The sequence below is a fragment of the Thioalkalivibrio nitratireducens DSM 14787 genome, from assembly GCF_000321415.2.
In the GTDB taxonomy this organism is placed as follows: domain Bacteria; phylum Pseudomonadota; class Gammaproteobacteria; order Ectothiorhodospirales; family Ectothiorhodospiraceae; genus Thioalkalivibrio; species Thioalkalivibrio nitratireducens.
Genome location: NC_019902.2, coordinates 556,951 through 583,317 on the forward strand (window position 1 = coordinate 556,951; position 26,367 = coordinate 583,317).

27 protein-coding genes are annotated in these 26,367 nt (G+C 67.0%); 13 read left to right on the forward strand and 14 right to left on the reverse strand.

Annotation, left to right across the window (positions count from 1 at the left end):
• The first annotated feature begins 44 nt into the window (after positions 1-44).
• The 4 genes from TVNIR_RS02695 (at position 45) to TVNIR_RS02710 (ending at position 4,307) form a co-directional block, all read left to right on the forward strand.
• Positions 45-842, forward strand: coding sequence for a DUF4198 domain-containing protein (locus TVNIR_RS02695; protein WP_015257437.1), 798 nt, complete (start codon positions 45-47; stop codon positions 840-842).
• Positions 829-1,113, forward strand: a complete 285-nt coding sequence (locus TVNIR_RS18530; protein WP_083499325.1) for a FeoA family protein — start codon at positions 829-831, stop codon at positions 1,111-1,113. Before TVNIR_RS02695 ends, TVNIR_RS18530 begins: the two co-directional genes overlap by 14 nt.
• A gap of 467 nt (positions 1,114-1,580) precedes the next feature.
• The gene (feoB, locus tag TVNIR_RS02705) at positions 1,581-4,097 is read left to right on the forward strand and encodes a ferrous iron transport protein B (RefSeq protein WP_015257438.1); all 2,517 of its coding nucleotides are present in this window, start codon (positions 1,581-1,583) and stop codon (positions 4,095-4,097) included.
• Between the two features lie 3 nt (positions 4,098-4,100).
• Positions 4,101-4,307, forward strand: coding sequence for a hypothetical protein (locus TVNIR_RS02710; RefSeq protein ID WP_015257439.1), 207 nt, complete (start codon positions 4,101-4,103; stop codon positions 4,305-4,307).
• Positions 4,308-4,753: 446 nt separating this feature from the next.
• Here TVNIR_RS02710 and TVNIR_RS02715 read toward each other — a convergent pair whose 3' ends face one another.
• Positions 4,754-5,176 (reverse strand): hypothetical protein, encoded by a 423-nt coding sequence (locus tag TVNIR_RS02715; protein WP_015257440.1) that lies wholly within the window; start codon positions 5,174-5,176, stop codon positions 4,754-4,756.
• 137 nt (positions 5,177-5,313) lie between these two features.
• Here TVNIR_RS02715 and TVNIR_RS02720 point away from each other — a divergent pair, with 137 nt between their 5' ends.
• The 5 genes from TVNIR_RS02720 to TVNIR_RS02740 all read left to right on the forward strand — a co-directional run bounded on the left by TVNIR_RS02720 (position 5,314) and on the right by TVNIR_RS02740 (position 8,760).
• Positions 5,314-5,694: an HMA2 domain-containing protein gene (locus TVNIR_RS02720; RefSeq protein ID WP_015257441.1), complete on the forward strand. Its 381-nt coding sequence runs from the start codon at positions 5,314-5,316 to the stop codon at positions 5,692-5,694.
• 12 nt (positions 5,695-5,706) lie between these two features.
• Positions 5,707-5,901, forward strand: coding sequence for a hemin uptake protein HemP (gene hemP, locus TVNIR_RS02725; RefSeq protein WP_015257442.1), 195 nt, complete (start codon positions 5,707-5,709; stop codon positions 5,899-5,901).
• A gap of 15 nt (positions 5,902-5,916) precedes the next feature.
• Positions 5,917-7,290 carry a DUF2325 domain-containing protein gene (locus TVNIR_RS02730; protein WP_015257443.1) on the forward strand — a complete coding sequence of 458 codons (1,374 nt, stop codon included), beginning with the start codon at positions 5,917-5,919 and terminating at the stop codon, positions 7,288-7,290.
• Between the two features lie 249 nt (positions 7,291-7,539).
• A complete protein-coding gene (locus TVNIR_RS02735) occupies positions 7,540-8,208 on the forward strand; it encodes a TorF family putative porin (protein WP_015257444.1) in 669 nt (222 codons plus the stop codon).
• Between the two features lie 177 nt (positions 8,209-8,385).
• Positions 8,386-8,760 (forward strand): DUF6746 family protein, encoded by a 375-nt coding sequence (locus TVNIR_RS02740; RefSeq protein ID WP_015257445.1) that lies wholly within the window; start codon positions 8,386-8,388, stop codon positions 8,758-8,760.
• Here TVNIR_RS02740 and TVNIR_RS02745 read toward each other — a convergent pair.
• The 13 genes from TVNIR_RS02745 to TVNIR_RS20105 all read right to left on the reverse strand — a co-directional run bounded on the left by TVNIR_RS02745 (position 8,750) and on the right by TVNIR_RS20105 (position 24,033).
• Positions 8,750-10,018 (reverse strand): NnrS family protein, encoded by a 1,269-nt coding sequence (locus TVNIR_RS02745; protein WP_015257446.1) that lies wholly within the window; start codon positions 10,016-10,018, stop codon positions 8,750-8,752. The two genes, TVNIR_RS02740 and TVNIR_RS02745, sit on opposite strands and share 11 nt — an antisense overlap.
• Positions 10,019-10,022: 4 nt before the next feature.
• Positions 10,023-10,841 carry an ABC transporter ATP-binding protein gene (locus TVNIR_RS02750; RefSeq protein WP_015257447.1) on the reverse strand — a complete coding sequence of 273 codons (819 nt, stop codon included), beginning with the start codon at positions 10,839-10,841 and terminating at the stop codon, positions 10,023-10,025.
• On the reverse strand, positions 10,838-11,626 hold the full coding sequence (locus TVNIR_RS02755) for an ABC transporter permease (RefSeq protein ID WP_043739153.1): 789 nt from the start codon (positions 11,624-11,626) through the stop codon (positions 10,838-10,840). Before TVNIR_RS02755 ends, TVNIR_RS02750 begins: the two co-directional genes overlap by 4 nt.
• Positions 11,623-12,633: an ABC transporter substrate-binding protein gene (locus TVNIR_RS02760; RefSeq protein WP_015257449.1), complete on the reverse strand. Its 1,011-nt coding sequence runs from the start codon at positions 12,631-12,633 to the stop codon at positions 11,623-11,625. The genes TVNIR_RS02755 and TVNIR_RS02760 overlap by 4 nt, the downstream gene beginning before the upstream one ends.
• 1 nt (position 12,634) lies before the next feature.
• On the reverse strand, positions 12,635-14,695 hold the full coding sequence (locus tag TVNIR_RS02765; protein ID WP_211263139.1) for a TonB-dependent receptor: 2,061 nt from the start codon (positions 14,693-14,695) through the stop codon (positions 12,635-12,637).
• A 121-nt stretch (positions 14,696-14,816) separates the two neighbouring features.
• Positions 14,817-15,671 (reverse strand): heme ABC transporter ATP-binding protein, encoded by an 855-nt coding sequence (locus TVNIR_RS02770; protein WP_237251710.1) that lies wholly within the window; start codon positions 15,669-15,671, stop codon positions 14,817-14,819.
• Positions 15,672-15,724: 53 nt separating this feature from the next.
• On the reverse strand, positions 15,725-16,822 hold the full coding sequence (locus TVNIR_RS02775) for a FecCD family ABC transporter permease (RefSeq protein WP_015257452.1): 1,098 nt from the start codon (positions 16,820-16,822) through the stop codon (positions 15,725-15,727).
• Positions 16,819-17,700, reverse strand: a complete 882-nt coding sequence (locus TVNIR_RS02780; protein WP_015257453.1) for a heme/hemin ABC transporter substrate-binding protein — start codon at positions 17,698-17,700, stop codon at positions 16,819-16,821. The genes TVNIR_RS02775 and TVNIR_RS02780 overlap by 4 nt, the downstream gene beginning before the upstream one ends.
• On the reverse strand, positions 17,697-18,764 hold the full coding sequence (locus TVNIR_RS02785; RefSeq protein WP_043739155.1) for a hemin-degrading factor: 1,068 nt from the start codon (positions 18,762-18,764) through the stop codon (positions 17,697-17,699). The genes TVNIR_RS02780 and TVNIR_RS02785 overlap by 4 nt, the downstream gene beginning before the upstream one ends.
• 86 nt (positions 18,765-18,850) lie before the next feature.
• Positions 18,851-20,035 carry an HmuY family protein gene (locus TVNIR_RS02790; RefSeq protein ID WP_083499326.1) on the reverse strand — a complete coding sequence of 395 codons (1,185 nt, stop codon included), beginning with the start codon at positions 20,033-20,035 and terminating at the stop codon, positions 18,851-18,853.
• A 23-nt stretch (positions 20,036-20,058) separates the two neighbouring features.
• Positions 20,059-22,095 (reverse strand): TonB-dependent receptor plug domain-containing protein, encoded by a 2,037-nt coding sequence (locus TVNIR_RS02795; RefSeq protein ID WP_052316594.1) that lies wholly within the window; start codon positions 22,093-22,095, stop codon positions 20,059-20,061.
• A 356-nt stretch (positions 22,096-22,451) separates the two neighbouring features.
• On the reverse strand, positions 22,452-23,201 hold the full coding sequence (locus tag TVNIR_RS02800; protein WP_043739157.1) for a hypothetical protein: 750 nt from the start codon (positions 23,199-23,201) through the stop codon (positions 22,452-22,454).
• Between the two features lie 265 nt (positions 23,202-23,466).
• Positions 23,467-24,033 (reverse strand): hypothetical protein, encoded by a 567-nt coding sequence (locus tag TVNIR_RS20105; RefSeq protein WP_015257458.1) that lies wholly within the window; start codon positions 24,031-24,033, stop codon positions 23,467-23,469.
• A 599-nt stretch (positions 24,034-24,632) separates the two neighbouring features.
• Here TVNIR_RS20105 and TVNIR_RS02810 point away from each other — a divergent pair.
• From TVNIR_RS02810 to TVNIR_RS02825, 4 genes are read left to right on the forward strand one after another with little or no spacing between them, the layout of a single operon-like run.
• A complete protein-coding gene (locus TVNIR_RS02810) occupies positions 24,633-25,013 on the forward strand; it encodes a heavy-metal-associated domain-containing protein (RefSeq protein ID WP_015257459.1) in 381 nt (126 codons plus the stop codon).
• On the forward strand, positions 25,010-25,624 hold the full coding sequence (locus TVNIR_RS02815; RefSeq protein WP_052316595.1) for a hypothetical protein: 615 nt from the start codon (positions 25,010-25,012) through the stop codon (positions 25,622-25,624). The genes TVNIR_RS02810 and TVNIR_RS02815 overlap by 4 nt, the downstream gene beginning before the upstream one ends.
• Positions 25,621-25,983 carry a magnetosome protein MamC family protein gene (locus TVNIR_RS02820; RefSeq protein ID WP_015257461.1) on the forward strand — a complete coding sequence of 121 codons (363 nt, stop codon included), beginning with the start codon at positions 25,621-25,623 and terminating at the stop codon, positions 25,981-25,983. The genes TVNIR_RS02815 and TVNIR_RS02820 overlap by 4 nt, the downstream gene beginning before the upstream one ends.
• Entirely contained in the window at positions 25,976-26,365 is a 390-nt protein-coding gene (locus tag TVNIR_RS02825) for a hypothetical protein (RefSeq protein ID WP_015257462.1), read from the forward strand. The genes TVNIR_RS02820 and TVNIR_RS02825 overlap by 8 nt, the downstream gene beginning before the upstream one ends.
• Positions 26,366-26,367: the final 2 nt, after the last annotated feature.

A 26,367-nucleotide genomic window follows, 5' to 3' on the forward strand; every position in this document is an offset into this window, starting at 1 on the left:
TCCATGTTCACGTTCACGGAAAGCCCGAACCAAGGAGATCCCGCATGTCTGGCTTGATCCGCGCCTCGATGATGGTCGCGTTGCTGTCCCTCACGGTTACCGCCCAGGCCCATTTCCAGTTGCTCTACACGCCGCAGCTCAACCACGCCGACCCGGCCACGCTGCCGTTCAGGCTGGTGTTCACCCACCCCGCCGGCAACGGCGCAGTGATGGACATGGCCGATCCCGAGGCTTTCTTCGTCGTGCATCGGGGCGAACGCACCGACCTGCTCGGGCAACTCAAACCCATCACCTGGCAGGGTGCTCAGAATCAGGGCCGCGCGTTCGAGGCTGAGATCCCGGTGCGGCGCGTCGGCGACTACGTGTTCGTGCTGACCCCGGCGCCGTATCACGAGGCGGGCGAGGGATACATTCAGCAGTTCACCAAGACCATCGTGAACCGGGGCGGCGGACCGTCGGACTGGAACGACCCGGTCGGGCTGCCCGCCGAGATCCTGCCGCTGGTCAAGCCCTACGCGCTGTACACCGGCATGCTCTTCAGCGGCCAGGTTCTCTCGGATGGCGAACCCGTGCCCGGGGCCGAGATCGAGGTCGAGTTCATGAACCACGATGTGATTCTGGAAGAAAACAACCTGCGCGCCGAGGGGCATCTGGCATTCCCGTCGCCGGCCTTCGAGACCTTCGTGATCCATGCCGATGCCAATGGCATCTTCCATTTTGCCCTCCCGCACGCCGGGTACTGGGGCTTCTCGGCCGTCGAGGTCGGCCCCGTCACCGAACACCAGGGCGAGCCTTTGAGCCAGGAGGCAGTGATCTGGGTGCAGGCACATGAGCTCCGTTGAGCCGACTCGGCACCGGCACCGGGCAAGCGGAGCGTCACTCCGCCTGGACCGTGCCATTCCCGGAGCGCGCTGCCGTATCCTGCGCCTGGCCGCGCGCGGCCCGGTGCGGCAGCGCTTGCTCGACATGGGCCTGTTGCCCGGGATGCCGGTATCGCTTGTGCGGCGCGCCCCGCTCGGCGATCCCCTGGAGATCCGGGTCGGGGACGGCGAAAGCTTCATCGCCATCCGCCAGGCAGAAGCGGAACAGGTCCATGTCGTCCCTGAACCGTAAGCGTTCTCCGTCCCCCGGAGGCGCCACCGTCGCCGCGATGGCCAACAGACCGACGAACGCACCGGGGCCGACCCGGCCCCGAGGCTGGCCGGGCGGACCGCGCGCCGGGGGCGGTCCGCTGCGGAATTTTCCGAGAAACGCAGGGCCTGGGTTTCGTCATTGCGAGCCCAGCGAAGCCATCCAGCATGCTCAAGGAAACGCTGAACAAAGGACCCTGTCATTGCGAGTGAAGCGCGGCAATCCAAACGGTGCCAACGAAATCATTGGCTTATGGATCGCCACGTCCCGCCACGCTGCGCTCGCGGCGGAAGGCCGTTCCCCGCGATGACGGATCGAATCATCGTTTTCCTGCCGTGCCGATCGCTCCGCCACGTCGTGTGGCGTCCGCGTCGGAAGGTTGCGTGTGCGCTGCGCAATGACATCCGTTGCAGTGTTGCTCTGCAAGTCGAACCAGCCCGAGTCGATCCATGCTCAGCCAGACCGCGTCGTCCCACTCCGTAACCGTCGGCCTCGTCGGCCAGCCCAACAGCGGCAAGTCCACGCTGTTCAACGCGCTGACCGGCCTGCGCCAGCATATCGCCAACTACCCCGGGGTCACCGTCGAGAAGAAGACCGGCCGGCTCGATCGTAACGGACGGCGGATCGAGCTGGTCGACCTTCCCGGAACCTATGGCCTGAGTGCGTTCTCTCCGGAAGAGCGGGTGGTCAGCCAGTTTCTGCTGCAGGACGGAGCGCAGGCGCTGGTCAATGTCCTGGACGCGACCCAGCTGCGGCGCGGCCTGATGCTGACGCTGCAGCTCCTGGAGATGGGGCTGCCACTGATTGCTGTGCTGAACATGAGCGACGTTGCCGAGCGCAACCGGCAGCCCGTGAACCCCGAGCGCCTTTCCGCCGCTCTGGGCGTGCCGGTGGTCAGCACCGTCGGGCGGCGGGGACGCGGGGTCGAGCCCCTGACCCAGGCCCTCGACGACATGCTCGACGGCCGGGTCCGCATCGCCACTCGCCTGCCCGATTACGGCCCGCTCGAGGCGTCGCTCACGAAGATCCTCGAAGCCCTGCCGGACGGACTGCGCACCCGCTGGCTCGGGCTACATCTGCTGGAGGGCGAAAGCGACGCCCGATCTTTGATCGGAAAGTACCTGTCCGGCGAAGAACTCGAGCGCGTGCTGGAGGTGGCCACGGGTCAGCGCGCCGATTTCGCCCAGCGCCAGGGCATCAGCGTCGCCGATCACATCGTCGGTACCCGGGATCGTCATGCGCTGGAGATCGAGGCGGGCTGCATGCCTGGCGGGCAGCCGGGGCGCATCCCGCTGTCCGAGCGCGTCGACCGCGTGGTCCTGAACCGCTGGCTGGCGCCCGTGTTTCTGCTCGCGACCGTCTACGCGATCTACCACACGGCCATTGTGCAGGGCTACGAACTGACCCACTACACCTGGCCGCTGCTCGCCGGCATGCGCAACCTTGCCGCCGAATGGCTGCCCGCGGCGGGATTCCTCTACGATCCTTTGACCCGTTCGCTGGCGCTTTGGCTCATCGACAGCGTGAACACGCTGCTCAACTACGTGCCGATCTTCCTGATCCTGTTCGCGCTGATCGCGATCCTCGAGGACTCGGGCTACATGGCCCGGATCGCGTTCATCCTCGACCGGGTGCTGCACCGCTTCGGCTTGCACGGGCAGTCCACGCTGCCGTTCGTGCTCGGCGGTGTCTTCGCCGGCGGCTGTGCCGTTCCCGGAGTGATGGCCACTCGAGCGATCCCCGATCCGCGGGCCCGGCTCGCGACCATCCTGACCGTGCCCTACATGAACTGTCTGGCCAAGGTGCCGTTGTACACGCTGCTGATCGGTATCTTCTTCGTCGACCACAAGGGCCTGATGCTCTTCTTCATCGCGACCATCACGGTCATGGTCGCGTTGCTGGTCGCACGGCTGCTCACTGTGAGCGTGCTGCGGCCCATGGAAACCGTCCCGTTCGTGATGGAGATGCCGCGCTACCACCTCCCGACCGTGCGCGGCGTGTTGCGGCCCGCGTTCGACCGCACCTGGCTCTACATCAAGAAGGTCGGCACCATCGTACTGGCCGTCGCGGTGGTGATCTTCGTGCTGTTGAACCTGCCCGGACTGTCGAAGGACGAACGCGCGCAGTTCGACCAACGGGCGCAGGTGTCCCTGCAGACCTTTCACGCGTCGATCGCCGGCAACCCGCACGCCGAACGGTTCCAGGACCCTGGGATTCTGCTCGACGCCCTCAATCTGTCCTCGGCGTATCGCGCGCGGCGCATGAACCTGTCGACGCCCGAGGCCATTGCCGCACTCGACGCGCGGACCGAGGCGGCACACCCGGAGCTGTTCGCATACATCCGGCCTGGCGGCGGCGATCGCGACGTACGGGGCATCCAGCGGGCACTGCGCCAGCTCGACCAGGAACGGCGCACATTGCGGCTCGAGATGCAGGAGACGCGCATCGTCAACAGCCTGCTCGGTCGCGTCGGCCGGGCGCTGGAACCGGTCACCCAGGCTGCGGGCTTCGATTGGAAGATCAACGTCGCCCTGCTCAGCTCCTTCGCCGCCCGTGAGAGCTCGGTCGCAACGCTCGGCGTGCTGTTCCAGCAGGAGGAGGGCGGCGCGCAGACCCTGGAGCAACGCATGGGCGCGGCGATGAGCCACGAGCATGCGGCGCTGGTCGCCCTGTCGCTGATCGTGTTCTTCGCGATCTATCCGCCCTGCCTCGCCACCGCGATCATGGTCCGCATCCAGACCGCCTCGACCGGATGGATGCTGTTCTCGATCATCTTCCCGACTGTGCTCGGCCTGCTGCTGGCCAGCGCCGTATACACGACCGGGGTGCGCTACCAGCTCGATGCGCTGACGATGATGGCGAGCTTCTGGACCACCGCGCTCGCGCTGCTGCTGATCATCGGGCTATGGCCGCGCCGCCGGTCCACCCCACCGCCACGGTTGGCGGAAGACACCGGAGGTGCCTGAAGCATGAGCGATCCGCTGGTTCCACAGGCCTCGGGCCTATCCCTCACCGACCTGCTGCTGGTCGGTGCCGTGGTCCTCGTCGCGGTGATCTATCTCTACCGCAAACTCCGGCCGCGCCCCGGGAAACCCGCCTGCGCGAGCTGCCCCAGCGAACGCCGCTGCCCTCTTTCCGAGGGGCGTTGCGAGGACCCGGAAAGAGGGCGTCGCTAGTGGGCCATGCGCAGGCCCCGCCGAGCGCAGCCACCGTGGACGCCGAGACAGCACACGAGGATCTCTTCAGGCTGCCCGCGCTACGCATCGCTGCAGCCCGTCAGTGCCGTAGGTGGTGCCGATGCTGGAGGCACAACAACCCGGCCCGCCACGGATCCGGACCCTGCGGCGTCGCCAACGCCCGCGATGTTGTGCCTGGGGCACAACCTACGGCTCCTGCGGGGGGCGCGCTTTCGCCCGGCACGCGCAAGCGGAGCGTTCGTGATAATCAGCTTCCCAACCCCGGTCCAAGCCGGGGCAGGCGTTCTCGGAGAAACGGGACTGCGGTGCGACACATTGGCGATCTCGTAACCCCCTGATTTCACGAAAAGTCGGCCGTTTGTTTCTCAAGAGGAAATGGTTTGGTCCGTTATATCTTCCGTGATTTCCGTGGCCGCATTTTCACGTCACCGGAACAGGCTGCCCTGGTATCTGAACAGGTGCACCCCGGCAAAGGCGAGGAAGGCGGCGCCGAAACCGATATGCGCCTTCTTGCGGCCCAGGTAACCGTAGGCGAGCGAGGTCGTCAGCGTTGCCAGCATGCCGTACTTGGTGGCCCGGTTGAGCGTCCGGGACAGGCCGCGGCCATTGCTGTTGCGGGGCACACGCTCCGCGGCCTGGCACAGCGCCTCGATCCGTTCTTCCAGCACCTGGACATCGAGAGTGTCGGTATCGAAGGTCACGGTGAGGCACCCTGCGCCCGCATTCGGACGCGCATCGACGACACCGGGCAGGGCCCCAACCTCCGCGGCGATCCGGGCGGCGGCCTTGCTCGCACGCAGCACCCGCGCGCGGACCCGCACCCGTCCGTTGACCGTGCTGACAATCATTCACTCCTCCTGAGGGTCACCCCTGTGTTCGCTGTTGCGAATCGTAATGATTCGCATTAGGATGTCAACGATCGACTGCGGCGACACCGGAAATACCGGTCGTCCGTCGGGGATCCCCACGTCATCGGAGGCTCTGCATGAACGAATACCTGCATCATGTGCCCGGGCGCATGCGCATTCGGGCCCGGCTGTTTCTCAGTGAGTCCCGCGAACGTTCCCAGGCGCTCCGGAGACTGCGGGCGATCCCGGGGATCCGCAGTCTGCGCCTGAACGAGAAGGCCGGGAGCGTCACCCTCTACTACGACACCGGGATCGTTTCGGGCGAGGCGCTGCTTGACACATTGCGCCGGGAATGTCCGCAGGCGACGCTGCCAACGGCTGCTCCGGGTGGCCAACGTCCGCTCCGTGCGGCGTCCCCGCGGCCGATCGCCGCCGAGATCGGGAAGATGGCCCTGGGCGTGCTGGTCAACAAGGGCGTCAGCTTCTCCCTCGCTTCGCTGCTGAAAGCCCGGATCTGAAGGAGACCGCCGATGCACCCGACGAGGGCACGAAATGAAGGCAGGCAGCAAACCGCGCTGGATGAATCCCGCACGGGTCGCTCGAGCTCCCGATCGATCGACAGCGAAACACTGTTCGGTGACGACGAAACCCTGCACATCCGTCACCTCGGATTGACCTACACCTTGCGCAAGACGCGCAACGGAAAGCTGATACTGAATAAGTAGGGGGCCCGGAAACACATGTGCGGCGGCAACGATCACGAACATTGCTCGGTTCCAGGGTTGCTGCTGCGCAACCCCTGGGACGAGGAGCCAGCGCCCGGCCAGGAATTGCCACAGGCAGCGGCTGAGGCTCCCCGGCCCAAGGCAGTACGGAGTGCTGTCTGGAAAAGGCGCAAGCTCTGGGAGCTGAAGCGACATCTGCATTGCCCGGTGATCGGCACCTGTCTCGACATCGACACCTGGCGCCGCCTTGCCCGGGCACGAAGCCTGGCTGTCGAACAGATGAGCGACTACGAAGTCCATGTCCACTTCGTCGGGGCATGTGCGCAGCGCAATGCTTCGTCGCTCGCCGCCCAGAAAGCCCTGGATCGGGCCCACGAGGGCCTGCTGCGGCGTTTCGCGCGGGCTCGATCGCGAGAACAGCTCGAGGCGCTCTGGGCACAGGCGCTCAGCGCTGGCGAGGTGCCCGGAGGGTTCTGGGCGCTGGTCAGTCACCCCCGCTGCGATGCGACTTTGGTGGACCGTGCCTACGAAGACGTGCACATGCTTTCCCACCAGGTCGGTGCGGGGCAGCGCGCGGACCTGAAAAAGCACCAGGAGGCACGGATCGAGATCCAGCGGCTTCGGGACGACGTCGACGACCTGCAACGCCGGAACCGCCAGGCGATCGACCATCGCGACCGGCGGATCACCGCGCTGGAGGCCGAACTCGCTGCGGTCATCAAACAGCATCGGGCGGCACAGGCCCGGGAAAGCGACGCGCGGGAGCGTCTCGAACGACTCGGAGGTCAGGGGCACCAGGAACGGATGACCGCCATTGCCGAGCGAGCCCGAACGGCCGAGCGACGCGCGAGCAGGCTTCGGCACGAGGTCGGGAGGTGGCAGGAGGCCTGCGAACGTGCCGACGCGCGGGCGCGGGCCTGGGAACAGGAATGCGAAGACCAGCGCGCACAGCGGGAGGCGCTGGAGCGACAGTTGGCTCCGGGGGCTGCCCAATGCTCCGGCTGTACGGCTTCGAGCGAATCGGGCTGCCCGAACCTGTGCGGCCGCCGGATTCTCTGTGTAGGCGGGCGCAGTCACGTGATCGAGTATTACCGCGAGCTGGTTGCACGCTGCAATGGTGAGTTCGAGCACCATGACGGCGGAATCGAAGACAACCCCCAGCGCCTGAACGCGCTGCTGTCCTCAGCCGACGCGGTCATCTGCACCACCGACTGCGTCAGCCATGATGCCTACAACCGTTCCAAGAAGTTCTGCAAGCGCTCTGCGAAACCCTGTGTGCTGCTGCGCTCCTCCGGCGTGTCCACGTTCGCGCGGGCCCTCGAGCAGGTCGCGCTGCAGCACGCAGGTCAGGTGGCTTCCGCGCAAGTGAGCCTGCTGCCGAGCCGGTAAGGGTGTCCGAACCCGGTTTGCTGACGGTGCCAACGACGAAGCCAGGTGGTGCGAACACGGCCGATTACTCGAACGCAGAACCAGTGCTGAAGTGGACGTACCCAGGTTGAGCGTTTTTGTGGCAATCAGGTTTTCGTTTTTCATCTCACCGTGATCCGGTTCGAAATGGTGGGGCGCGACCGGAGATCGCACACGCTAGCAGCGTCTGATCACCCCCCATAAACAATTTCCACAGGAGAAACACCCAGGATGCGCTCGTTCATCAACCCGAAATGCACCCGTGCCGCTGCCGGCGGTACCCTGTTGATCGCCGCGCTCGGATTCGCCGGCACCGCGCAGGCCGAGCTCGAATTCAACGTCGGCGTGTTCAGCGACTACCTCGACGACGGCGAGTCCGGTTCCGACAACAACGCGGTGGTGCAGGGTGGCGTGGACTACTTCCACGACTCCGGATTCTATCTTGGCACCTGGATGTCGACGCTGGGTAGCGGTGACGGCCAGGAAGTCAATCTCTACACCGGTTATGAACTCAACGCCGGGGCGCTCGATTTCGACCTCGCCTACGTGTATTACTACTTCCCCTCGCTCGATGACGAGGATTCCGGCGAGATCCAGGCCTACGCGAGCTTCGGCCCCGTCTATGCCGGACTCGACTACACCATCCATGCCGACGACAGCGACGCTAGGGGCGACATCATCTGGCGCGTCGGAGCCGGACACGAGATCGTGCCGAGCATCGGACTCGACGGCGAGATCGGTTATTTCGATCCCGACTCGAGCGATGTGGACAGCCACACCTTCTGGAATCTGGGCGTCACTAAGTCGACCGACCTCGGCGACATTTCCCTGACCTACGGATCCACCGATCAAAGCGGCAGCCAGGACCTGTTCGTAGTCGGCTACAGCGTTCGTTTCTGATCCGAACGCAGTGGCGGCAACGGCCAGGTCTTCGTCGCGAACCCGCCCGGGCCGCTCCTGGCCCGAGGCGGGTCGCCGGCCGTCACGGAGGCGCGTTGCTTCACGGCCCGGTTGTTTTCGTGAGCGTCAAAGATCTCGACGCGTGATTTCTACAGCGACACCCAGGAGGTGCCCGATATGAAGTACCCGATCCTTCCCGCAGCGCTTCTTTGCGCCTTTCTGGGCCTTGGTGGTGCCACCGCCGAAGAGCGCATCGACCACTTCAACGGGCTTCCGGCGGAAACCCTCGAAGACGCGGTGCAGAACTTCTCCGAGTACAACAACCGGCTTGCGGCCATCGTTGCCAAGGACGAACTGACTGCGAGCGACCTTGCCACGGTTCACGAACTCACCTACACGCTGGAAAATGCGCTGGAGAAGATCAACGACGAACTGGCCGCACTGGCCGACCTGCTCGAGGAGGTGCACGTGGCCTCCGAGACGGCCGATGCGGCGTCGACGGTCGAAAAAGGCAGGGCCTACCTGGACACCGCGCGGACCGTCATTCCCTAGCAGCCTGCGCGGGGAGTTCGCCCGCGGGTTGGGCGGGCTCCCCGATCTGCGCAGGAGTCCCGGCCGCCACGCCCGCGCAGCCTTCCTGGCCGTCTTCCCGCGGGCGCAGGAACAGGGGTCCGAAGCGCAGCAGGTACCATCCGAAAACCAGGCTCCAGCACAGCAGGGAAGCGATCAGGGTCATCTGGAAGTGCCAGCCCAGCGCCATCGCAGCGCGCATCCCCGCCGCCGTCAGCAGCATCAGCACCGCGAGCGGCAGCACGATACCCCGCTCGAGCGGCAGACCCGAATGGATACGCCCGGCGATGTTCATCACCAGATAGACCGCCACACCGAGCGCGCCGACCAGCAACAGGTGCCGGCCGGCACCCAGCCAGCCGGGCATCCCGCCCAGGATCGCGATGCCCATCGCGGCGAAGCCCAGCGCGATCAGCCAGTACACGGAATACAGCATCCACACCCAGGGCTGGCGGAGCGCGCGCCCGATGTGCCAGTCGTTGGTCAGGTTGAGCAGCGCCGCGGCGGCCGCGAGCGCCAGCCAGCCCGAGACCGGGTGCAGCGGGGCGGCGAACTCGGCCGCGGTATAGAGCCCGATGCACAGGATCGCGAGGTTGCGGCGCGGCGGGCGAGCCAGGTACTCGGTACCGGAAATTCCGGCCCGCTCGATCTCGTCGTTGACGATGCGCATCGAGACCCGGCTCATCGCCAGCACGATCAGCGTCATCAGGACCCCCGAGGCCACCAGCAACCAGCGCATCGGGTATCGGCCGTGCAGTGCCTCCCAGTGAAAAGCGATCACGACGAGCAGCAACGCCAGAACCGCCCACGCGAAGGCGGTGTGGCGGCGCTCCGGATCAGCGAGCACCCGCGGCGCGACGATCGCCAGCAGCGCGGCGAGGAGCGCGACCTCGAACACGGCCGTGGCCCATGCACCGACCGCACCGCCGTAAAGCCAGCCCAGGCGCGCCCCCAACCACAGAAGAACCAGCGTCGCCACCACCCCGGGCCGCACCGGCTCCGTGCCGCTGAATTCGGGTGTGGCGGTCAGCAGAAAACCGACGAGCGCGGCCAGCGCGAAACCCAGAATCATCTCGTGTGCATGCCAGACGATCGGTCCGCCGGGCACAGCCGGAAGCGGCATGCCCCCGAGCAGGAAGCCGCCCCAGGCCGCCGTTGCAATGACGGCCGTCAGCGCGGTCAGCAGAAAGAACGGGCGGAACCCGCACAGGAAAAGCGGGGAGCGCGGCACCAGGTCCATGGTGTTAGCACCCCCCCGCGGGAGCGAGCCGGCGGGCGGGAGCCGCGAGATGATCCGCGCTGGAGCGGGGGCCGTCCAGGCCGAAACCGTACCGAACCGCCGGATCCTGAAGAAACCGGGCCGTGGTCCGGTAGACGAACTCGTCGTCGCGTTCCCGCAACGGCCGCTCCACCTCGAAACGGCGCAGGATCCGGCCGGGGTTCGGGGCCAGCATCAGGATCTCGTCGCAGAGGCGCACCGCCTCCATCAGGTCGTGCGTGATCATCAGGACACCGGCACGCTGCGACTCCAGGTGGTCCAGCAGCAGGCCGTAGAGCTCCTGCTTCAGGCCAATATCGAGAGCGGAGAACGGCTCGTCGAGCAGCAGCGGGTCCGGCTCCAGCACCAGTGCACGCGCGAGGGCCACCCGGCTCTGCATGCCGCCGGACATCTGGTGCGGAAACTTCGCGAGATCCGCGCTTTCCAGGCCCATGCGTGCCGCCAGCGAAGAAGCCTGCTCGCGACGCTGCGCACCGGGCACGCCCGTCGCCTTCAGCCCCAGCGCGACGTTGTCCAGCGCGGTTTTCCACGGCAGCAGGCGCGGTTGCTGAAACACGCAGGCAGGCACCCGGAATCCGTTGTCGATGCGACCCGCCTGCACGACGGCGAGGCCCGCGCACAGATGCAGCAGCGTCGTCTTGCCGCAACCGGAGGGGCCGACCAGCGCGAGAACCCGCCCGGCGTCGAGGCGCAGATCAATGTCCTGCAACACCGTGGTCAGCGCGAAGGCATGGCTGAGGCCTCTCACTTCGAGGCGGGCCAGGGCGGGAGGATTGCGGCTCATGCGGTCGTTCTCCAGCGTTCCACTTCACGCTTCAGGGGTTCCAGCAGCAGGTATTCGACGGCCAGCAGCAGGCCGACGATGGCGGCGATCCAGGCCAGCGTCGCGGTGGTGTCGAGGTGCGACCGGCTCACCGCGAGCGCCGCACCGACCCCGTCGCTGGTCGCGAGCAGCTCGGCCATCACCACCACTTTCCACGAGATGCCCAGCGCGGTGATCCAGGCCGGGAACAGATACGACACCAGGTGCGGAAGATGCACGTCGGTGAAACGCATCCAGCGCGGCACCCGGAACACCGTGGCCATGTCCCCGAGCTGGCCATCCAGCGTCCGCGCACCTTGCATCGCGCCGATGAACGTGATCGGAAAGGCGGCCACGAAGACCGTGAAGATCGGAGTGCCGTCGCCGGCGCCGAACCACAACAGCGCGAGCACCAACCAGGCGATCGGCGGGGTGCCGATCAGCACCGTGATGATGGGCCGGGACATCATCGACGCAGTCATCGACATGCCGGCCGCCATGCCGAGTACGCTTCCTGCCAACACGGCCAGCAGATACCCGGCCAACGCGCGCCGGGCGGTCGTGGCGAGCTCCGGCCAAACGGTGCCGGCGGCGATCCACTCGGCCAGGCGCGCAAACGCGGCGCGCGGGTCGGGCAGGATCAGTTCCCCGTAGAACACGCTGGCCCATTCCCAGGCAGCCAGGAACAGCAGGAGGCTGGCGATCGCCCCCCAGCCGCTCCACAGGTAGGCCGGGATGCCGGTCAGCCAGCGCTGCAGGGCCATCATGGCTGGCCCGGACCCGGCATCCCGTAGAAGCCGTCATCGGGCAGACGCCCGCCGACCAGCGCCGGTGTATGGTCGAGCAGCAGCTGGAAAAAGAACTCGACCTCCTCGCGGGCCTGCGCGGCGGGAACCGCGTCCATGCGGCTTGCGGCAACCGCGTCGGCGACGGCCTCCGCGGTCAGCAGATCCATCGTCGCGGCGACCTCTTCGCCACAGGCGATCGGATGGTCGCGGCACCAGGTCAGCGACTGCTCGTATGCGCTGCGGATCCGCTCGGCCAGCGCGGGGTTCTCGAGCGCGGCGCCCATCACCGCGATGCCCGCCTGAGGGATGCGATCCGCGCGGTCGAAGACCTGTCCCCACTCCTGCTGGAGGTCGATGCTCCGGTGCAGGTCCGGCGCGATCAGCCGCACCGGGAAGGACTGCGTTCTGCGCAGCGCCATCGACACGGCGGGTTCGGCCAGCAGCGCGTGGTCGACGCGGCGCATGACCAGGAGCTGCATCGCGTCCATCGGGCTCGCCACGTAGCGGAGACGGAAATCCCGCTTTGGGTCCAGGCCCTGGTTTTCGGCCAGCACGCTGAACACGATATCCGGCATGTCGGCGCGAAACGGAATGGCGATCTCGCGGCCGCGCAGGTCGGCCAGAGTGCGTAGCTCGGCATCGCGCGACACCAGCCAGAGCACGCCCCACGTCGAAACATTCAGCATTTGCAACCGAGAACCTCGGTTGTACAGGTTGGCCGCGACGTTGGTCGGCATCGCCAGCACCTGCGCACGATCCCCCAGCACCATCACGCGCAACTGGTCCGGATCGCGCCAACCGACGAACTCCACCTCGTCCGCGACATCGGCAAGCGCCCCCGACCGGACCATGTGGATCAGCGGAAACGAGACCGCCGCCGGCGGCCCGGCGAGAACCAGGCGAGGCAAGCGCTCGGCCTGTGCAGGGACAACCGCAAAACCAAATGCCAGGAACAGGATGGTCAACAGAGTCACGAGGTGCCGCATGTCAGAATCTCCCGGTGAATTGAGCCGCAATGCTCCGCCCCGGCGCGAGGATCTCCTGGCCGGAGACGCCCTGCGTGAGGTGTTCGTGGTAGCGGCGATCGAAGAGGTTAGTCAGGTTGAGGTCCAGGCTCGCCTGCTTCAGGGCGCCGGCGGAACCGAAGTTCCAGCCGAGGTTCAGATCGGCCGTCGCGAAGCCGGAGGTCTCGTCCTCGCCGCCGTTGGTGAATTTCGTCGCCACCCGGTCCTGGCGGGCCACCAGCCGTGTCTGGGCGCGCCAGTAAAACCCCCGCTCCGCCGGCTGGCCGAACCCGAAGCGCAGTTCCGGCGGCGGCGTCTCCGCGAGCGGCTCGTCGTCCTGCCGGTTGTCGGCGCGCAGCCAGGTGAACGTGGCATCGGCGACGAATGCACCGACCGGCATGGCCAGTGCCCCCTCCAGGCCCCGGATCACCACGCGGTCCAGGTTTTCGGTGCGCTTGATCGGCAAGCCGCTGCCCGGATGATTCTCCCCCGTGATCCGGCCCGCGATGTAATCGTCGATCCGGGTGTAGAAGGCCGCCAGCCGATAGTCGAAAACCCCGGACGTTCCCTTCAGGCCGATCTCCAGGCTGGTAGATCGCTCGGGATCGAGCTGGGGGTTGCCGACATGGAAGAAGCCGTCGCCGCGCGCGGAATCCTCGAAGCGCTCGCGCATGTCGGCGGCGCGATAGGCGCTGCCCAGATTGACGTAGGGGTTGAGCGTGTCGGAAAACGCGTGGATCGCCCCGAGAGACCAGGACAGCGTGTTGTCGGTCTTGCCGAGCCCGGTGGTCTGCGGCGCCGGGCCGAAGCCCTTCTGGTCGGCGTCCCCGCGCGTGCGGTCAAAACGCAGCCCCGCGACCAGTGTGGTGGCACCGAGCAGGATTTCGTCCTGAACGAAGAAACCGGCCGTCTCGATCTCGCCGTTGCGAAACGGGCTGCGCCGAACCGTGTTGTCCTGCTCGAAGGCGGGCGGCTGGTCGATGTAGCGCTCGGGGTCTCCGGTCATGCGCCAGAACTCGGCGCCGACGTTCAAAAGGTGGATCTCGCCGACCGGTCTCAGATAGCCCAACCGGGCGCCGTCGGTCGCGAAGGTCACGTCGTTGCGCACGTAGTCTCGGTTCAGGACATCCGACCAGGCCCTGATCTGGCGATAGACCTCCTGGCGGTAGATCGTGCCGGACAGGGTTCCTCCGAGCACCTCGTGGTCCAATCCGATCTCCGCGAGTTCGCGCGTCTGCCGCGGCGAGCGCAGCGTCACGGTGCCCAGCATCGGTGGAATGCCCGCGCCTCCGGGCTGGCCCCCGGTACGCGCCGATCCCGGGTACCAGACGTCGCGGTCCTCGTGGCGCTGCAGGTTCAGCTTGAGCGTCGTCTCGGTTGACCAGGCGAAGGCATAGCGGGCGAGCAGGGAATCGGAGCTGTAGCCGGTGCGTGGCACCCGCCCGTCCGGGCTCCGGTAGTCGTCTGCGTCACGTGCCGCCCCGCCGATGACGAGGCCATGGTGCGGACTCGAGTAACGGTACAGGGCGGCGCCCGACAGGGCCTGATCGGCACTCGATCCGCCCACCGAGAACCGGGTCGACTGCGCCGGCGCGTCGGAGAATACGGGCTCCGGGGTGATCAGGTTGACGGCCCCGCCCAGCGCCCCGCTGCCGTAGAGCACGGATGTCGGTCCCTTGACCACTTCGACCCGATCCAGCAGACCGAGGTCCAGGAACGAAGCGATCGCTCCCTGCGGCTGTGCCGAGTTCACCCGCACGCCGTCGACGAGGATCACGATGCTCTCTTTTTTCAGGCCACGCAGAACCGGGTTCTGCCCCCAGGCACCGTCCGACTGCACCGCAAGGCCGGGTTCACCCCGAAACAGACCGCCGACGGGCGCGGCGGCCGAAGGAGCGTTGGCCGGCGCGAGGATCTCGACCGACTGGGGGGTCGCGATCGTGTCCGCCTCGTACCCGCGAGCGGTCACGGTGATCTCGGGCAACAGCGTCGCGTCTGAAGCTGCACTCGGACCACTCTGCCCGAGCATCGCAGCGGCCAGCACCGCAAACACCGGTCCTGGACGGTGACCCGGCCGACGCGCCCAGCCTGCGAACGTGAAGGACGAGTTCCGCGTGCCGCTCCTGGGCGGCCCCGGGTTTCTCCGGAGCGGGGTGGTCGATGTCTTATCCGTCTTCCTTGCCATAGCCTGCCCTCGGGTCAAGAGAGCTGGCTGGCGTGGAGCTTGCTTGCTCGAATGGAATGTGAGTCATCATCGTAGAAAGAACGCGACCCATTCGTATTTGATCTTGGTCAAGGCTGACTGCGGGAAGGGGAATCACGTGGGGCACCGCGAGGCGGGGATGCCGAGCAACGACACAGTCGACCGCGTATACCTGCCGGATGAGTTCGGGAACCAGCACGGTCCCGGGATTCCCTTCGGCAACCACACGCCCCGCCGCCATCACCACGATCCGGTCGGCAAACTGCGCGGCGAGATTGAGATCGTGCAGGATCGCCAGCCCGCCAAACCCGGTAGCCACGAGCTGCCGCACCGTGCGCAGCAGCGCGTACTGGTGCGCGAGATCGAGAGCGGCGGTCGGTTCGTCGAGCAGCAGATAGCACGGATCCTGAGCAGAATCGTGCTGGAGCTGGCAGAGCACGCGCGCGAGCTGCACGCGCTGCCGCTCACCACCGGAAAGCGTGGGGTAGATCCGGTGGGCCAGGTGGGCGGCATCCGCCTGGTGCAGAGCGGCCAATGCCAACTGGCGGTCGCGCGAGCTCCGCGCATGCGGCATCCGGCCCATCAGCGCGACTTCCAGCGCCGACAGCGGAAAATCGAGCGAGGTCTCCTGCGGTAGAACCGCCCGTCGACGCGCGAGGAGCCGTGGGGCCCAGCGGTCGAGCGCTACCCCGTCGAGTTGCGCCGTGCCGATGTCGGGAGAGCATTCCGAACTCAGGACGCGCAGCAGGGTGGTCTTGCCCGCCCCATTGGGTCCGACGATCGCGACCAATTCGCCTGGAGCCAGCCGGAAGTCCACACCGGCGAGCAGGTCCTTGCCGCCCCGACGGATATGTGCGTTCAGTATCTCGATCACGAGTACATCCCTCGTCTGCGCAGCAGGAGCGCCAGGAAGAATGGCCCGCCCACCAGTGCGGTGATCAGGCCGATCGGCAATTCCGCGGGCGCCACTACGTTGCGTGCCAGGAGATCGGCGAGCAGCAGCAGGAACGCACCCATCAGCGCGCTGCCCGGAAGCAGGTAGCGGTGATCCGGGCCAATCAGCAGGCGCAGGAGATGCGGAACCACCAACCCGACGAAGCCGATGATGCCGGAGACCGCAACGGCGGCACCCACCGCCATGGCGGTCAGCGTCACGACCAGGATCTTGATATGTTCGACCCGGATGCCGAGGTGCCGGGCGACCGACTCGCCGAGCAGGAACGCGTTCAGGGCCATCGCGAGTACTGGCAGAGCCAGCATCGGCAGAAGAATCAGTGGAGCCGCCGCGGCCAAGTTCGACCAGGTCGCACCGCCCAGGCTGCCCATGGTCCAGAAGGTCAGCGAACGGAGCTGCTGATCGTCCGCGACATAGGTCAACACCCCGGTCCCGGCACCCGCAACCGCATTGATCGCGATGCCCGCCAGCAACAGCGTCGCGACCGGTGTGTAGCCCCCCTGTTGCGCCAGCCGGTACACCAGCAGGGTGGCCGCGAGTCCGCCGAGGAAGGCCGCGACGGGCAGCGTATAGATACCTAGCAGAGCAGTTACGCCGTGGAGCCAGGTCGCGCCCAGCACGATCACCGTGACGGCACCCAGCGCCGCTCCTGCCGACACGCCCACCAAGCCGGGATCCGCCAGCGGGTTGCGGAACAGCCCCTGGAGCGCCGCTCCGCTGACCGCCAGCGCGCTGCCCACGAGTATTGCCAGCAGCACCCGGGGCAGGCGCAGATGCAGGATCACGTGGACCTCGACGGGATTGAAGCGGGTTGCGTCGGCAAACCCGATGCGGCTCGCGAGAATGCCGACGATGCGGTCCGGCGGGACAGCAACCGCGCCCTGACCCAGCGACACGGTTGCCACCGCGAGCAAACCCACGGCAAGGCCGAGCAGGGTCCAGCGTGCCCGCCGGGACCGGTCTCCTCGCAGTGCCGATGCCATCACGGGCTCGGTGGAGACTTGCGCGCTCACGCAGTCAGCTCCGCACGCAGAATCGGGTGGAACGCCAGGGCCAGTTCGGTCACCGCGTCCCCGGTACGCGGCCCCATGCCGAGCAGATAGAGCATGTCGAGGACCACGATGCGGCCCTGGCGAACCGCCGGCGTTGCCGCGAGGCCCGAAGTCGCCAGGGCCGTATCGATTCCACCCAGCGCCTGTACCGACTGCTCGGGCAACACGACCACCTCGGGTGCGGCGGCCACAATGGCCTCAGGCGACACCGGCTTGTAGCCGCGAAAGCCGTTCAAAGCGTTGTGCCCGCCGGCCATTCGAATCATCGCCTCGCCCTGCGTGTCTTGCCCCGCGGCCAGCGGCGAGCCGCGGCCGTGCGCGAGCAGAAGCAGAACCCTGGGCCGATCCTCAAGGTGGATCAGCAACCGCTCGACCCCGTGCAACCGGTGAGCGACGCGTTCAGCAAGATGCTGTGCCGCATCGGCACGGTCCACGGACCGACCGATGGCCAGGATTCGCCGGGCGATCTCCTTGGGCGAGCCGGCTGAAGGCACGATGTCGACTGGCAGTCCCGCCGCCCGGATCTGTGCGATGACCTGAGCCGGACCCGCCTGCTCGTCGGCCAGCAGCAGCGTCGGTGCCAGTGACAGAATGCCCTCGGCCGACAGCACCCGCTGGTAGCCGACCTGTGGCAACGCGCGCGTGGCGTCCGGAAAGATGCTGCTGGTATCGACCCCGACGAGTTGCTCGGCCGCACCGACTGCAAAAACGGTCTCGGTGACCGATCCGCCAACGCTGATTAAACGTGCAGATCGATCCGTGGCCAGGGCGCCAGGTGCGGCGACGCCGCAGAGACTGAGCAGACCGCCCAGCAGAACTCGGCGCCGGGTCGCGTTCATGTCCGCTCCCGAAACGGTTGCAGGCAGCGGATCAGGGAACGCCAGACGAGGTCCTCGGGTTTACCCGGCTTTCGCGCACCGAACACCTGGAGAATGAGCTGACCGTCCTGCGCGTAGAGCTCCAGCGAGTGCACCGGCCCATCCACCGTGGGCTTCTTCACCATCCAGGCACTGGCGATCGCAGGCTCGCGCACGTGCAGGTTGAACGTGGGGTCCAGCACGTTGTACCACTCCCCGACTTCGTGCAGGCGCGAGACCGTACCGGTATGGATCTGGACCACTCCGGGGCTGCCGACGAAGACCATGATGGGCAACGCCGCATCGCGTGCGCTTTCGAACACCTGCCGGAGCGCGTCCGGCGCGACCTCGCGCGCGCGTTCCTCGCCGGCCAAACGCATGGCCTGGATGCGGGTCACGCCGAATTGCTGGAGCAAATCGTGAAAGTCGTGCGTGTCCTGCAATGCATCCCAGTGCCTGCGCAGACCCGCCACGTCGATCGCCTCTTCTGGCCGCGTCGTTGGTGCGACTGGCCGCGGAACGACCGCCAACAGCGGAGTCTGAACCGGACTGCGGAACTCCTCCACGACGTTTCGATAGGCCGCCTCGTCGCTCTGGGCGGTGAGGTAGACCTTGTGCACCGCTGTGCCGTCGCTGTCGAAGATCTGAAGGCTCTTGCGATGGCCGTCCACGGTCGCTTCGGTCACCGCGAAGGCATGGTGCCAATGCGCAAGAAACAGACGCAGGTCAACGTTGTCGTCCAGCACCAGCCCCATGTTGCCGAACAACCGGATGTTCCGGTAGCGTCCGTGGCGCTCGTGGACCGCATGCTCGTTTCGGGTCAGCGCCATCACGGGCCCGACTCGGCCGAGTGCGTGCAGCAACGGCTGCCACCTTGGCTGCAAGCGTACCGCCGTCGTGCCGCAGCCGCTGGCTACAAGTTCTCCCTCGCTGACACCAAGCTGCCGCGCACCGTCGCGCGCCCGCAGACGGGGATTGCCCTGACGCAACTGGTGCCATGCCTGATGCAGGCGCCGGCCCTGCGATTCCATGCGTAACATGTCCATGGTCTTCCTCTCCTTTTCGTGTTGGGTCACCCGCGCCGGGATCGGGGCGGGTCAGTCGGCATTGGCCGTGTCCGTGCGGGTAGGGATCATTGCGTTGCCGGTACCGGCCGATAGCGAATCCGGGGGTGCCCGGAGACACCGGCGTCGCTGTAGTAGCCGGTGATTTGCAGCGCGTAGCGCGGCGCAGCGTCATCGCCACGGTCGGTATCGACCAGGTAGACTCGGTAGTTCGGCCAGAGCCGGTGTTGTCCCGCCAGGTTGTAGGCGTACCAGGGGTGTTCGCTGAAGACGCCGCTGGAGCTGTCCGGCACATACAGGCCGGCCAGCGGCGTGCCGCCCGGGTCCATCGTTGCGCTGGTATAGGTGGCCAGTTGCGCCCAGTCGAACGGGCCGAACGCGGCGCCGCTGCCTTCGCCGCTTACACCCCCATTGCTGCGCAGGTAAAAGGATCTTCCGAGGAAGCCGAGCTTGAGGTCCCAGTCGGTACCCGAGCAAGCGACGATCAGGTCGGCATCGAAGTCGAAGCACACCTCGCCGCCGCCTGGCGGTATCAACCCCTCGAACGCCGCCTGGCCCGTGAACTGGCCAACCCCCGCCGGCTGCAGGTCGAACTCGAAGCGGAAATGCTCGACACCCCGGCCCGAGCGCGTGTCGAACGTGAGTTCCGTCATGCGCATGCGGGCGTAGCTGTTGCCCTCGCCCGAGCGCAGCAGCCAGCCACGGTCCGGATTCGGGAGCATGGTCCCATCGGCCGGGTTGTAGAGGTACCAGCCGCCGTCGGTTGCGCTGGTGCCGCTCAGCACGGTGGTCACGCTGTCCCGGATCCAGTCGTCTGCCCCGGGTTCAGCGATCTCGGCCATCAGGACCGGCCGCTCACTGTCGGCGGTCGCATTGGTGAAGCGGCTGGTAATCGGAGTGTTGTTATCGTCGTAGAAGTCGTCCTGTGCTGCCACCAGTGCACCGGCCACGTCGCCCGGCCCCGAGGTACCGCCATTCAGCATCACGTTGAAGCGGCGGAACGCGATGTGCCACTCGGTTGCAACCTCGGACTGCGCCGCGACCTCCACCGCCTGTCCCGTGTGCAGGTTCAGGTGCACGTATTCGGCCGAGCTGGTCGCGTCGATCTGCAAGGATCTGACGTCCGTCGGCGGTGGTGCGTCGCCTCCGTCGGATGAACCGGACGGTTCGCCGCTGGAGCCGCCACTACCGCAGGCGGTCGCGAACACGGCGGAAACGGTTGCAGCGAACAGGCGAAGGGATGCGCTAGACATGGAATCACTCCTGTGGATCGGGGTCATTGGGAGCCGAAGGGGCCGTCGAGACGCAGGCCGAGGTAAACGTAACGGCCCGGTTTCGGGCTGAAGTCCGCGGCGTCGCCGGCCGCCGGAACCTGGTCGAACACGTTGTCCACGCCCGCGAGCCAGGTGACCGGCCCGTGGCGCCATGCACCGCGCAGATTCACGCGGGTCCAAGCCGGCGATTTGTCCGTGTTGGCACTGTCGATGAACTCGCTGGATTGGTACTCGGCGCCGGCGGATAGCTGCAGGCGTCCGCGTTGGTGAATCAGTTCGGTTTTGACCTGGTGCGCAGGGCGCAGGGGAAGCGTTCGGCCGGTATCCTGGTCTTCCGCCTGCAGCCAGGTGTATCCGAGGTCCCAGCGCAGGTCGCGGCTGATCTGCCAGGCAAGGCCGGTTTCAACGCCCCAGGTCCGGGCCCGAGCCAGGTTGCGGTAGTCGAAGACCTGCAGACCCTCCTGCTCGGTCAGATCGGTATTGAACTCGGTGGTGATCAGGTCGCGTATGTCGTTATGGAACAGGTTCACATCCCAGCGCGGGGCCCGGCTGTTCAGCGGCAGCCACTCGGCACCGATCTGAACACTCACCGAGCTTTCGGGCTGCAGGTCCGGGTTGCCGGCCACCCTGTAACCCAGACTGCTCTGGTCGAACTCGAAGTAGCGTTCCTTCAGGTTGGGTACGCGATAGCCACGCCCCACCCCGGCACGCAGATTCAGGCGCCCGCCCCCTGAATCGACCTGCCGCTTGAGGTTCAGACTCGGTGCGAGGAAGCCCCCGAAATCACTGTCATGCTGATAGCGCAGTCCGGCCAGGATCTCGCTCTTCTCGCCGAAGAAGATGTTGTCCTGAGCAAACACCTCCTGGTTGCGGTGGCGCGCCCCGGGCTCGATTTCATCGCTGCCGACCACAACCCCGCCCACCCAGTTGTCCTTGGTCTGATCCAGGCGCTCGTCCCGGGCGAGAGCACCCAGGGTGAGCCAGTGGCGCCGGTTCCATTCGTGATTCCACTGGCCTTCGATACGCCGGGAAACGATCTCAGCGTCTCGGCGCGTGAGCGGGTCGCCGGCGACGGAACGTTCGGACGTCTGGTTCTCGAAGCGCGACCACGACGCCGTCATTCGCCAGTCACTCCGGTCATCGGTCGCCCGATTGAGGTCGAGCACCAGCCCGGGCTGGCGCACGGTCTCCTCCTTCACCCGGCGGCCTTCGGCTCCGCCGGGCAGGGACACGGACACGCGCTGTGTTTTGTCCTCCTGCATCCAGGTGGGACGCAGGCTGAACCGGCTGCGCGGCGCGAGGTTCCAGTCGAGCCGCGACGACAGGTTGAGGTGCTCGATGCCGTGCACGTCCTGGGCGAAGCGCTCCGGCTGCAGGGAAAAGCCGTCGTTGCGACGCCAGTCGCCCGTGAACTCCGCGGAGACGTATTCGCCGCCGCGGCTCCAGCGGCCGAGCAGGTGGGCGCCGTGTGGTACGTCGCCGTCGCCGCGCCGATCGTATGCACCGACCTCGGCCTGCAGCCGATAAGCCGTGGCTTCGGGGCGGCGGGTGATCACGTTGATCACACCACCCATCGCGGAAGACCCGTAGAGCGCTGAGGTGGCCCCACGCACGACCTCGATCCGCTCGACGTCGGCGACCATGATCTGGGTCAGGTCCACGGTGCTCCCTGTGGAAGCGATCGCGGGAATGCCGTCGATCAGGATCAGCACCCGGTCGCCGTCCAGCCCCTGCATCCAGATTTCCTGTCCCTGCTTGCCGTGGATGGTGCGCAGGTAGACCCCGGGCAACAGGCGCAGCGCATCGGCCAGATCGCGGGCCTGGCGCCTTTCCAGCGTGGCGCGGTCGATCACCTGAGTGCGGACCGGGACATCTTCGAGCAGGCGCTCGGTTCGCGTGCCCGTGATCACGATCTGAGGAAGAAGGGCGGGTTCGCCCGCGGACAGCGGGTGCTCGGCAGGATCGGCCTGTACGTTCGGCACAGCCGCACCGACGCCGGCTAGCAGAATAGCGAGGGTCGAAAACTTGAACCGAGGCATGGCATCTCCCCAACACCCGTTGCGGTCTCACGCAAGGCGGGGGATCTGCGGCTCCGCAGCCCAACCCGCCTTGACCGTAAACATCACGGACACGTGCTACCTGGCGGATCCGGCAACTGCCGGGGAAGGCTGGGTGGCAATCCAAGAAAGTCTCGCAACCGATCCGCATTCCGCGGCGATCACGATTGCCCTTTGCGGGCATTAGCCACCCGCAGATTCTGGATGGCCATGAAATGCGGATGATAACCATTCGCAGATCTAATTCAAACCCCCTTGGCAGGGGTTCGGCGCGACGCTGTCGGCCGTGGAATGGGAGCGGAAAGGAAGCGGTGCCCGCGCCCGAGACTCGCGGAGGGCTATCCTCCGGTCGCCTGCGCGTGCAGCGTGCGTGGTGGCACCAGGGTTTCCAGTTGCGGAGCATCAGGCGAATCGAGCGCTTGGAGGACCGGCAGGCCCTGGCGGATCAGCGCATGGATTCCCTCCTGCGTGAAGCAAGACACCTGCCAGGGCTTCAGCGGCCGGGCTGCGAACAGGGCATTTCCGGAGACCTGGATCCAGAGCCCCGACTTGGCCAGCCGACGCAGGTCCGGCAGCGGCTGCTCCGACCCCGCGTCCTCCGGTCCGTCGATGTGCATGACCCAGCCCGGTGGCACGCGATAGCGCTGTGGAACATCGCGATGGGCAATGTTCAGGAATGCCTCGAACAGTCCCTTGGGCCGCAACCGGAAGGAAGGGATTCCGGCGGGAACGCGCACGGCGAGCACCAGAAAGGGCGGTCCGAACCGACGCAACCGCATGGGATCGCGGTAGGTCACGTACTCGAATACGGCTGGCAATCCCTGTGCACGCGTGCTCACCAGGCTGCGTTCGATCACGCTGTTCTCGGCGGCCGCACCGGGCTTTTCGTGCACTACGAACGGCTCGGGGTGTGCCAGGTAGTCGCGTCCGAGAACCCGGTAGCGCAATCCAAGGGGCTCACCCAGCCGGGACAGGGCCCAGGCATCTTCCAGCCGCTGCGTCTCGAACCAAAGCGCGGTCAACAGCGCGAGCGCGACGAGAACCGTCGACACCAGGACCAGCGCCACCCATTCGAATCCAGACATCATTTTCTTCCTCCTTACCCGTGCCGCGAGAACGGGGCAGATCCGGGTCGCGGTGCCCGCGTCGTCCTTCGGGTCCGCGCCGGTGGCCGACGGGCCGCGGCGCAAGCGTTGGTCGTCGGCCCTGCCTTTGAGACGAGTCGCATAAGCCGGGCTAGCGTGAAAGTCACGGCCTGTCTCGTGTCCCTGGCGACCCGCAGGGCGGATGACGCTGCGCTCTTCCGCCCTACGCCACTTTCATCCTCAGGGGTGGCCGCGTGTGCCATGAGAGTCAGCCCCGGAAGTCGGCTGCAACGTGCTCCGGTGCGAGTCCCTGGTGCCCGGTGGGCAGCGTTCGGGCATCGCGTCGGGTCGGGTAGGGCGGCTGTCTCGTCGGCACGCTCTCGGCGGGAGTCGGGGTCGGGCCGACGGACGCCTGCGGCGGACGCGTCCCGACGTTGGCCGGGAGCAGGGATTCCATCACCAGTTGCCAGACTTGCCCCGCGTGACCCTCTCCTGGCGTGGGACCCGTGATCGTCAGCAATGCCGTTCCCGACTCAGCCACGAGTTGCAGGCTGATCCGCCGCCGAGCGCCCGCCGCGCGGCTGACCGCGCGTGCCTCCGCCAGCCGATCGAGATCGATCTGGACCGAGGTGCCCGGGCCCTCGAGCTTCAGGCTCTGCGCGCACCGCCGGCAGTAGACTGGTTCGGTGCGCAGCGACACCGTGCCGGTGCCCTGGGTCAGGCAGATGTCCACTGGAATCTGCTGCTCGTCGATCAGCTCGAGCAATGCCGGAACCTGGCCGATGGCCACCGCCCAGGTTGCGCCCTGGGTGAGTGCTCGCTGAATCTCCATCATCGGCTCCTCCCGTCTGCAAAGCGCTGCGGGCATTGCGGATTCCCTCGGTGCGGGGCCGCAATCGGTCGCCTCGCGCATACGGGTATGGGACCGCGGGGCATCGTGCCCCGGAGGACGGGCGTGGCCAGAACGTCGTTGCAGCACATGGGCTCTCCTCGGGTTCTCTGAAAGGATCGGCTGGCGACGCGTCTACCATTCGGTATCAGGTTTCCGCTGGCTGGCTTGCGACCTGCGAGGTTGATTCGCAGAACCTACAGGTGAGAATGATTCCTATTACGGATCTGGTTGTCAAGTCGTGAACCGCCGTCGGGATTCTTCCATGCGGCGCGGCCCGTGCTGGGGGCCGAACGCGGCTTGCGGAGTCCGGCTGCCCTCTCCTATGCTTGCAGTGAAGCGCGCCGCCTGCGGGGCGCCCAGCCAGCCAGCCGAACAGAACTTCCGCGCTCCATTACTTCGGCAAGCCAGCCAGTCACCGCGATACCACAAGTTTGCGCGAGGTAGCTGGCCATGCGGCAAGACCCCCGTCTCTTTTCTCGAGCCCCGGCACGCGCGCCGGTGGTTGACTACGTCCGGCGACGACGCACATCCGGATGGGTGCGGTGAGTTCCGGTGATCTCGACATCCTGCTCGCGCTGCGTGGACATGTACGCATCGCGCATCATTTCCGTGGCCGCATCCGGCTGCGGATTGCGCCCACGCTGGCGCGCCGGCTGGGGCAGGTGGACCGCAGCCGGATCGAGCCGGCGCTGCGGGCGATCGAAGGGATCGGCGCGGTGCGGGTCAACCCCGCCGCAGGCTCCGTCGTCGTTGAATATTCCCCCGATCGGATCGCCCCCGACACCTGGGATCTGCTCCTGAACGGGGATCCGGAAGCAGCGCGGGCGCGGCTGCAGTCGCTGCTCGGTCCGGATCCCGCATCGCTCGCCAGCAGCCTCCGGAACGCGAGGCCCCAACATTCATCTGACGAGGAGCACACATGAATCACCCCGAACACGGTTGGCAGAACCCAGGTGCGGCCCAGGCGGGCAACACCGGGGGCAACGCGGCGGCGGCGCCGGAGGGAACGGGTACAGCCCCGGGCGGCGGCCCGGAGCCTGGCGTTGCCCACGGTTTTCACGGTGCCTGGCCGTACCCCTACGGGTCGGGCTGGCCGGGGGCATCGCCCTGGCCAGGGTATCCGCCGCCGGGTTTCGCGATGGCCCCGCCTCCGTACGGATACGGCCCGTACGGCGCTGCTGCATACCCCTGGGCTGCGGCGGGAGGCGGTCAGGCGTGGCCCGGGCAGGCCAGCGCGGCACCGGGCCCCGACACGCAGGGGTTCGGGGCGGCGATGGGAAACATCGCCGACCAGGCCGGGCTCGGGATGCTCAAGGATCTTTTCAACTTCGGTGACGGAGATTTCTGGAAGGGCGCGATGGTCGGTGCCGCCGTCGTGCTGCTGCTGACCAACGAGAACCTGCGCGAGACCCTGGCCGGCGGCGCGGCAAAGGCCACCGCCGCGGTCAAGTCCGGTCTCGGTGGCGAAGGCTCCGCTGATCGTGATGACGCCGCCGAAGACACCGAAACAGACCCGGAGGAGAATGCCCGATGACCACCCACCACTACCCGATGCAGGTGCTGTCGCCCTACCCCCAGCATCCCGCGGCATTGCAGCCGCAGCAGGAACTGAACCGGCTGCTCGATGCGGCACGGACCGGCATGATGGTCGGCGGCGCTGGCGCCGCTGCTCTCCACCTGCACCGCATGCGTGACCAGGGCATCGGCTGGCAGGAAGCGCTTGGCAGCAGCGTGAAGACGAGCCTGCAGGCGGGCGTTGCGACGGCGGCCGCATCGGCCGTCGGGCGCATGTTCGCCGGGAATCCCGTGCTCGCGGCGGCCGCCACCCTGGCCACCGGCACCGCGGTGATGTATGCGCTCACCGCCCGGCAACAGGAGTCGAGCCATGAATGAGCACTTCCGCCAGCCGGGCGCGTACTGGCAGGTACCGATGGGCGTGCAGCCGGGCTGGCCGCCGACGGGGGCGGGGCAACCGTTCCCGGGGGCGGCCCAGTTCCAGCAGCCGCCGATGTTCTATGCCCCGGTACCGCCAACGCCTGCGCATAATTCACCACCACCCACTTCGGCGCTGCCCGGCAACCCACGCTTCATCAAGGGCGCGCTGGTCGGTGCCGTGGCCGCCTACCTGCTGACCAACGAGACGGTGCAGCAGAATGCGATCCGGACGGCCGTCAGGGCCTGGTCCATGCTGCAGGGCGGAATCGAGGAGATGAAGGAGCGCTTCCGCGACGCCGAGGCCGAGCTGCACGCCTCCGAGGCAGAGCGAGAGGACTGAGG

What these genes read in the sequence shown, in the direction of transcription:
- TVNIR_RS02740 (WP_015257445.1), top strand. Translation starts at nt 8,386, where the DNA reads ATGAAGTACCCGATCCTTCCCGCAGCGCTTCTTTGCGCCTTTCTGGGC.
- TVNIR_RS02790 (WP_083499326.1), bottom strand. Translation starts at nt 20,035, where the DNA reads ATGTCTAGCGCATCCCTTCGCCTGTTCGCTGCAACCGTTTCCGCCGTG.
- TVNIR_RS02755 (WP_043739153.1), bottom strand. Translation starts at nt 11,626, where the DNA reads ATGATGGCCCTGCAGCGCTGGCTGACCGGCATCCCGGCCTACCTGTGG.
- TVNIR_RS02820 (WP_015257461.1), top strand. Translation starts at nt 25,621, where the DNA reads ATGACCACCCACCACTACCCGATGCAGGTGCTGTCGCCCTACCCCCAG.
- TVNIR_RS02760 (WP_015257449.1), bottom strand. Translation starts at nt 12,633, where the DNA reads ATGCGGCACCTCGTGACTCTGTTGACCATCCTGTTCCTGGCATTTGGT.
- TVNIR_RS02710 (WP_015257439.1), top strand. Translation starts at nt 4,101, where the DNA reads ATGAGCGATCCGCTGGTTCCACAGGCCTCGGGCCTATCCCTCACCGAC.
- TVNIR_RS20105 (WP_015257458.1), bottom strand. Translation starts at nt 24,033, where the DNA reads ATGATGGAGATTCAGCGAGCACTCACCCAGGGCGCAACCTGGGCGGTG.
- TVNIR_RS02785 (WP_043739155.1), bottom strand. Translation starts at nt 18,764, where the DNA reads ATGGACATGTTACGCATGGAATCGCAGGGCCGGCGCCTGCATCAGGCA.
- TVNIR_RS02750 (WP_015257447.1), bottom strand. Translation starts at nt 10,841, where the DNA reads ATGAGCCGCAATCCTCCCGCCCTGGCCCGCCTCGAAGTGAGAGGCCTC.
- hemP (WP_015257442.1), top strand. Translation starts at nt 5,707, where the DNA reads ATGCACCCGACGAGGGCACGAAATGAAGGCAGGCAGCAAACCGCGCTG.
- TVNIR_RS02745 (WP_015257446.1), bottom strand. Translation starts at nt 10,018, where the DNA reads ATGGACCTGGTGCCGCGCTCCCCGCTTTTCCTGTGCGGGTTCCGCCCG.
- TVNIR_RS02815 (WP_052316595.1), top strand. Translation starts at nt 25,010, where the DNA reads ATGAATCACCCCGAACACGGTTGGCAGAACCCAGGTGCGGCCCAGGCG.
- feoB (WP_015257438.1), top strand. Translation starts at nt 1,581, where the DNA reads ATGCTCAGCCAGACCGCGTCGTCCCACTCCGTAACCGTCGGCCTCGTC.
- TVNIR_RS02825 (WP_015257462.1), top strand. Translation starts at nt 25,976, where the DNA reads ATGAATGAGCACTTCCGCCAGCCGGGCGCGTACTGGCAGGTACCGATG.
- TVNIR_RS18530 (WP_083499325.1), top strand. Translation starts at nt 829, where the DNA reads ATGAGCTCCGTTGAGCCGACTCGGCACCGGCACCGGGCAAGCGGAGCG.
- TVNIR_RS02720 (WP_015257441.1), top strand. Translation starts at nt 5,314, where the DNA reads ATGAACGAATACCTGCATCATGTGCCCGGGCGCATGCGCATTCGGGCC.
- TVNIR_RS02695 (WP_015257437.1), top strand. Translation starts at nt 45, where the DNA reads ATGTCTGGCTTGATCCGCGCCTCGATGATGGTCGCGTTGCTGTCCCTC.
- TVNIR_RS02795 (WP_052316594.1), bottom strand. Translation starts at nt 22,095, where the DNA reads ATGCCTCGGTTCAAGTTTTCGACCCTCGCTATTCTGCTAGCCGGCGTC.
- TVNIR_RS02800 (WP_043739157.1), bottom strand. Translation starts at nt 23,201, where the DNA reads ATGATGTCTGGATTCGAATGGGTGGCGCTGGTCCTGGTGTCGACGGTT.
- TVNIR_RS02715 (WP_015257440.1), bottom strand. Translation starts at nt 5,176, where the DNA reads ATGATTGTCAGCACGGTCAACGGACGGGTGCGGGTCCGCGCGCGGGTG.
- TVNIR_RS02735 (WP_015257444.1), top strand. Translation starts at nt 7,540, where the DNA reads ATGCGCTCGTTCATCAACCCGAAATGCACCCGTGCCGCTGCCGGCGGT.
- TVNIR_RS02730 (WP_015257443.1), top strand. Translation starts at nt 5,917, where the DNA reads ATGTGCGGCGGCAACGATCACGAACATTGCTCGGTTCCAGGGTTGCTG.
- TVNIR_RS02780 (WP_015257453.1), bottom strand. Translation starts at nt 17,700, where the DNA reads ATGAACGCGACCCGGCGCCGAGTTCTGCTGGGCGGTCTGCTCAGTCTC.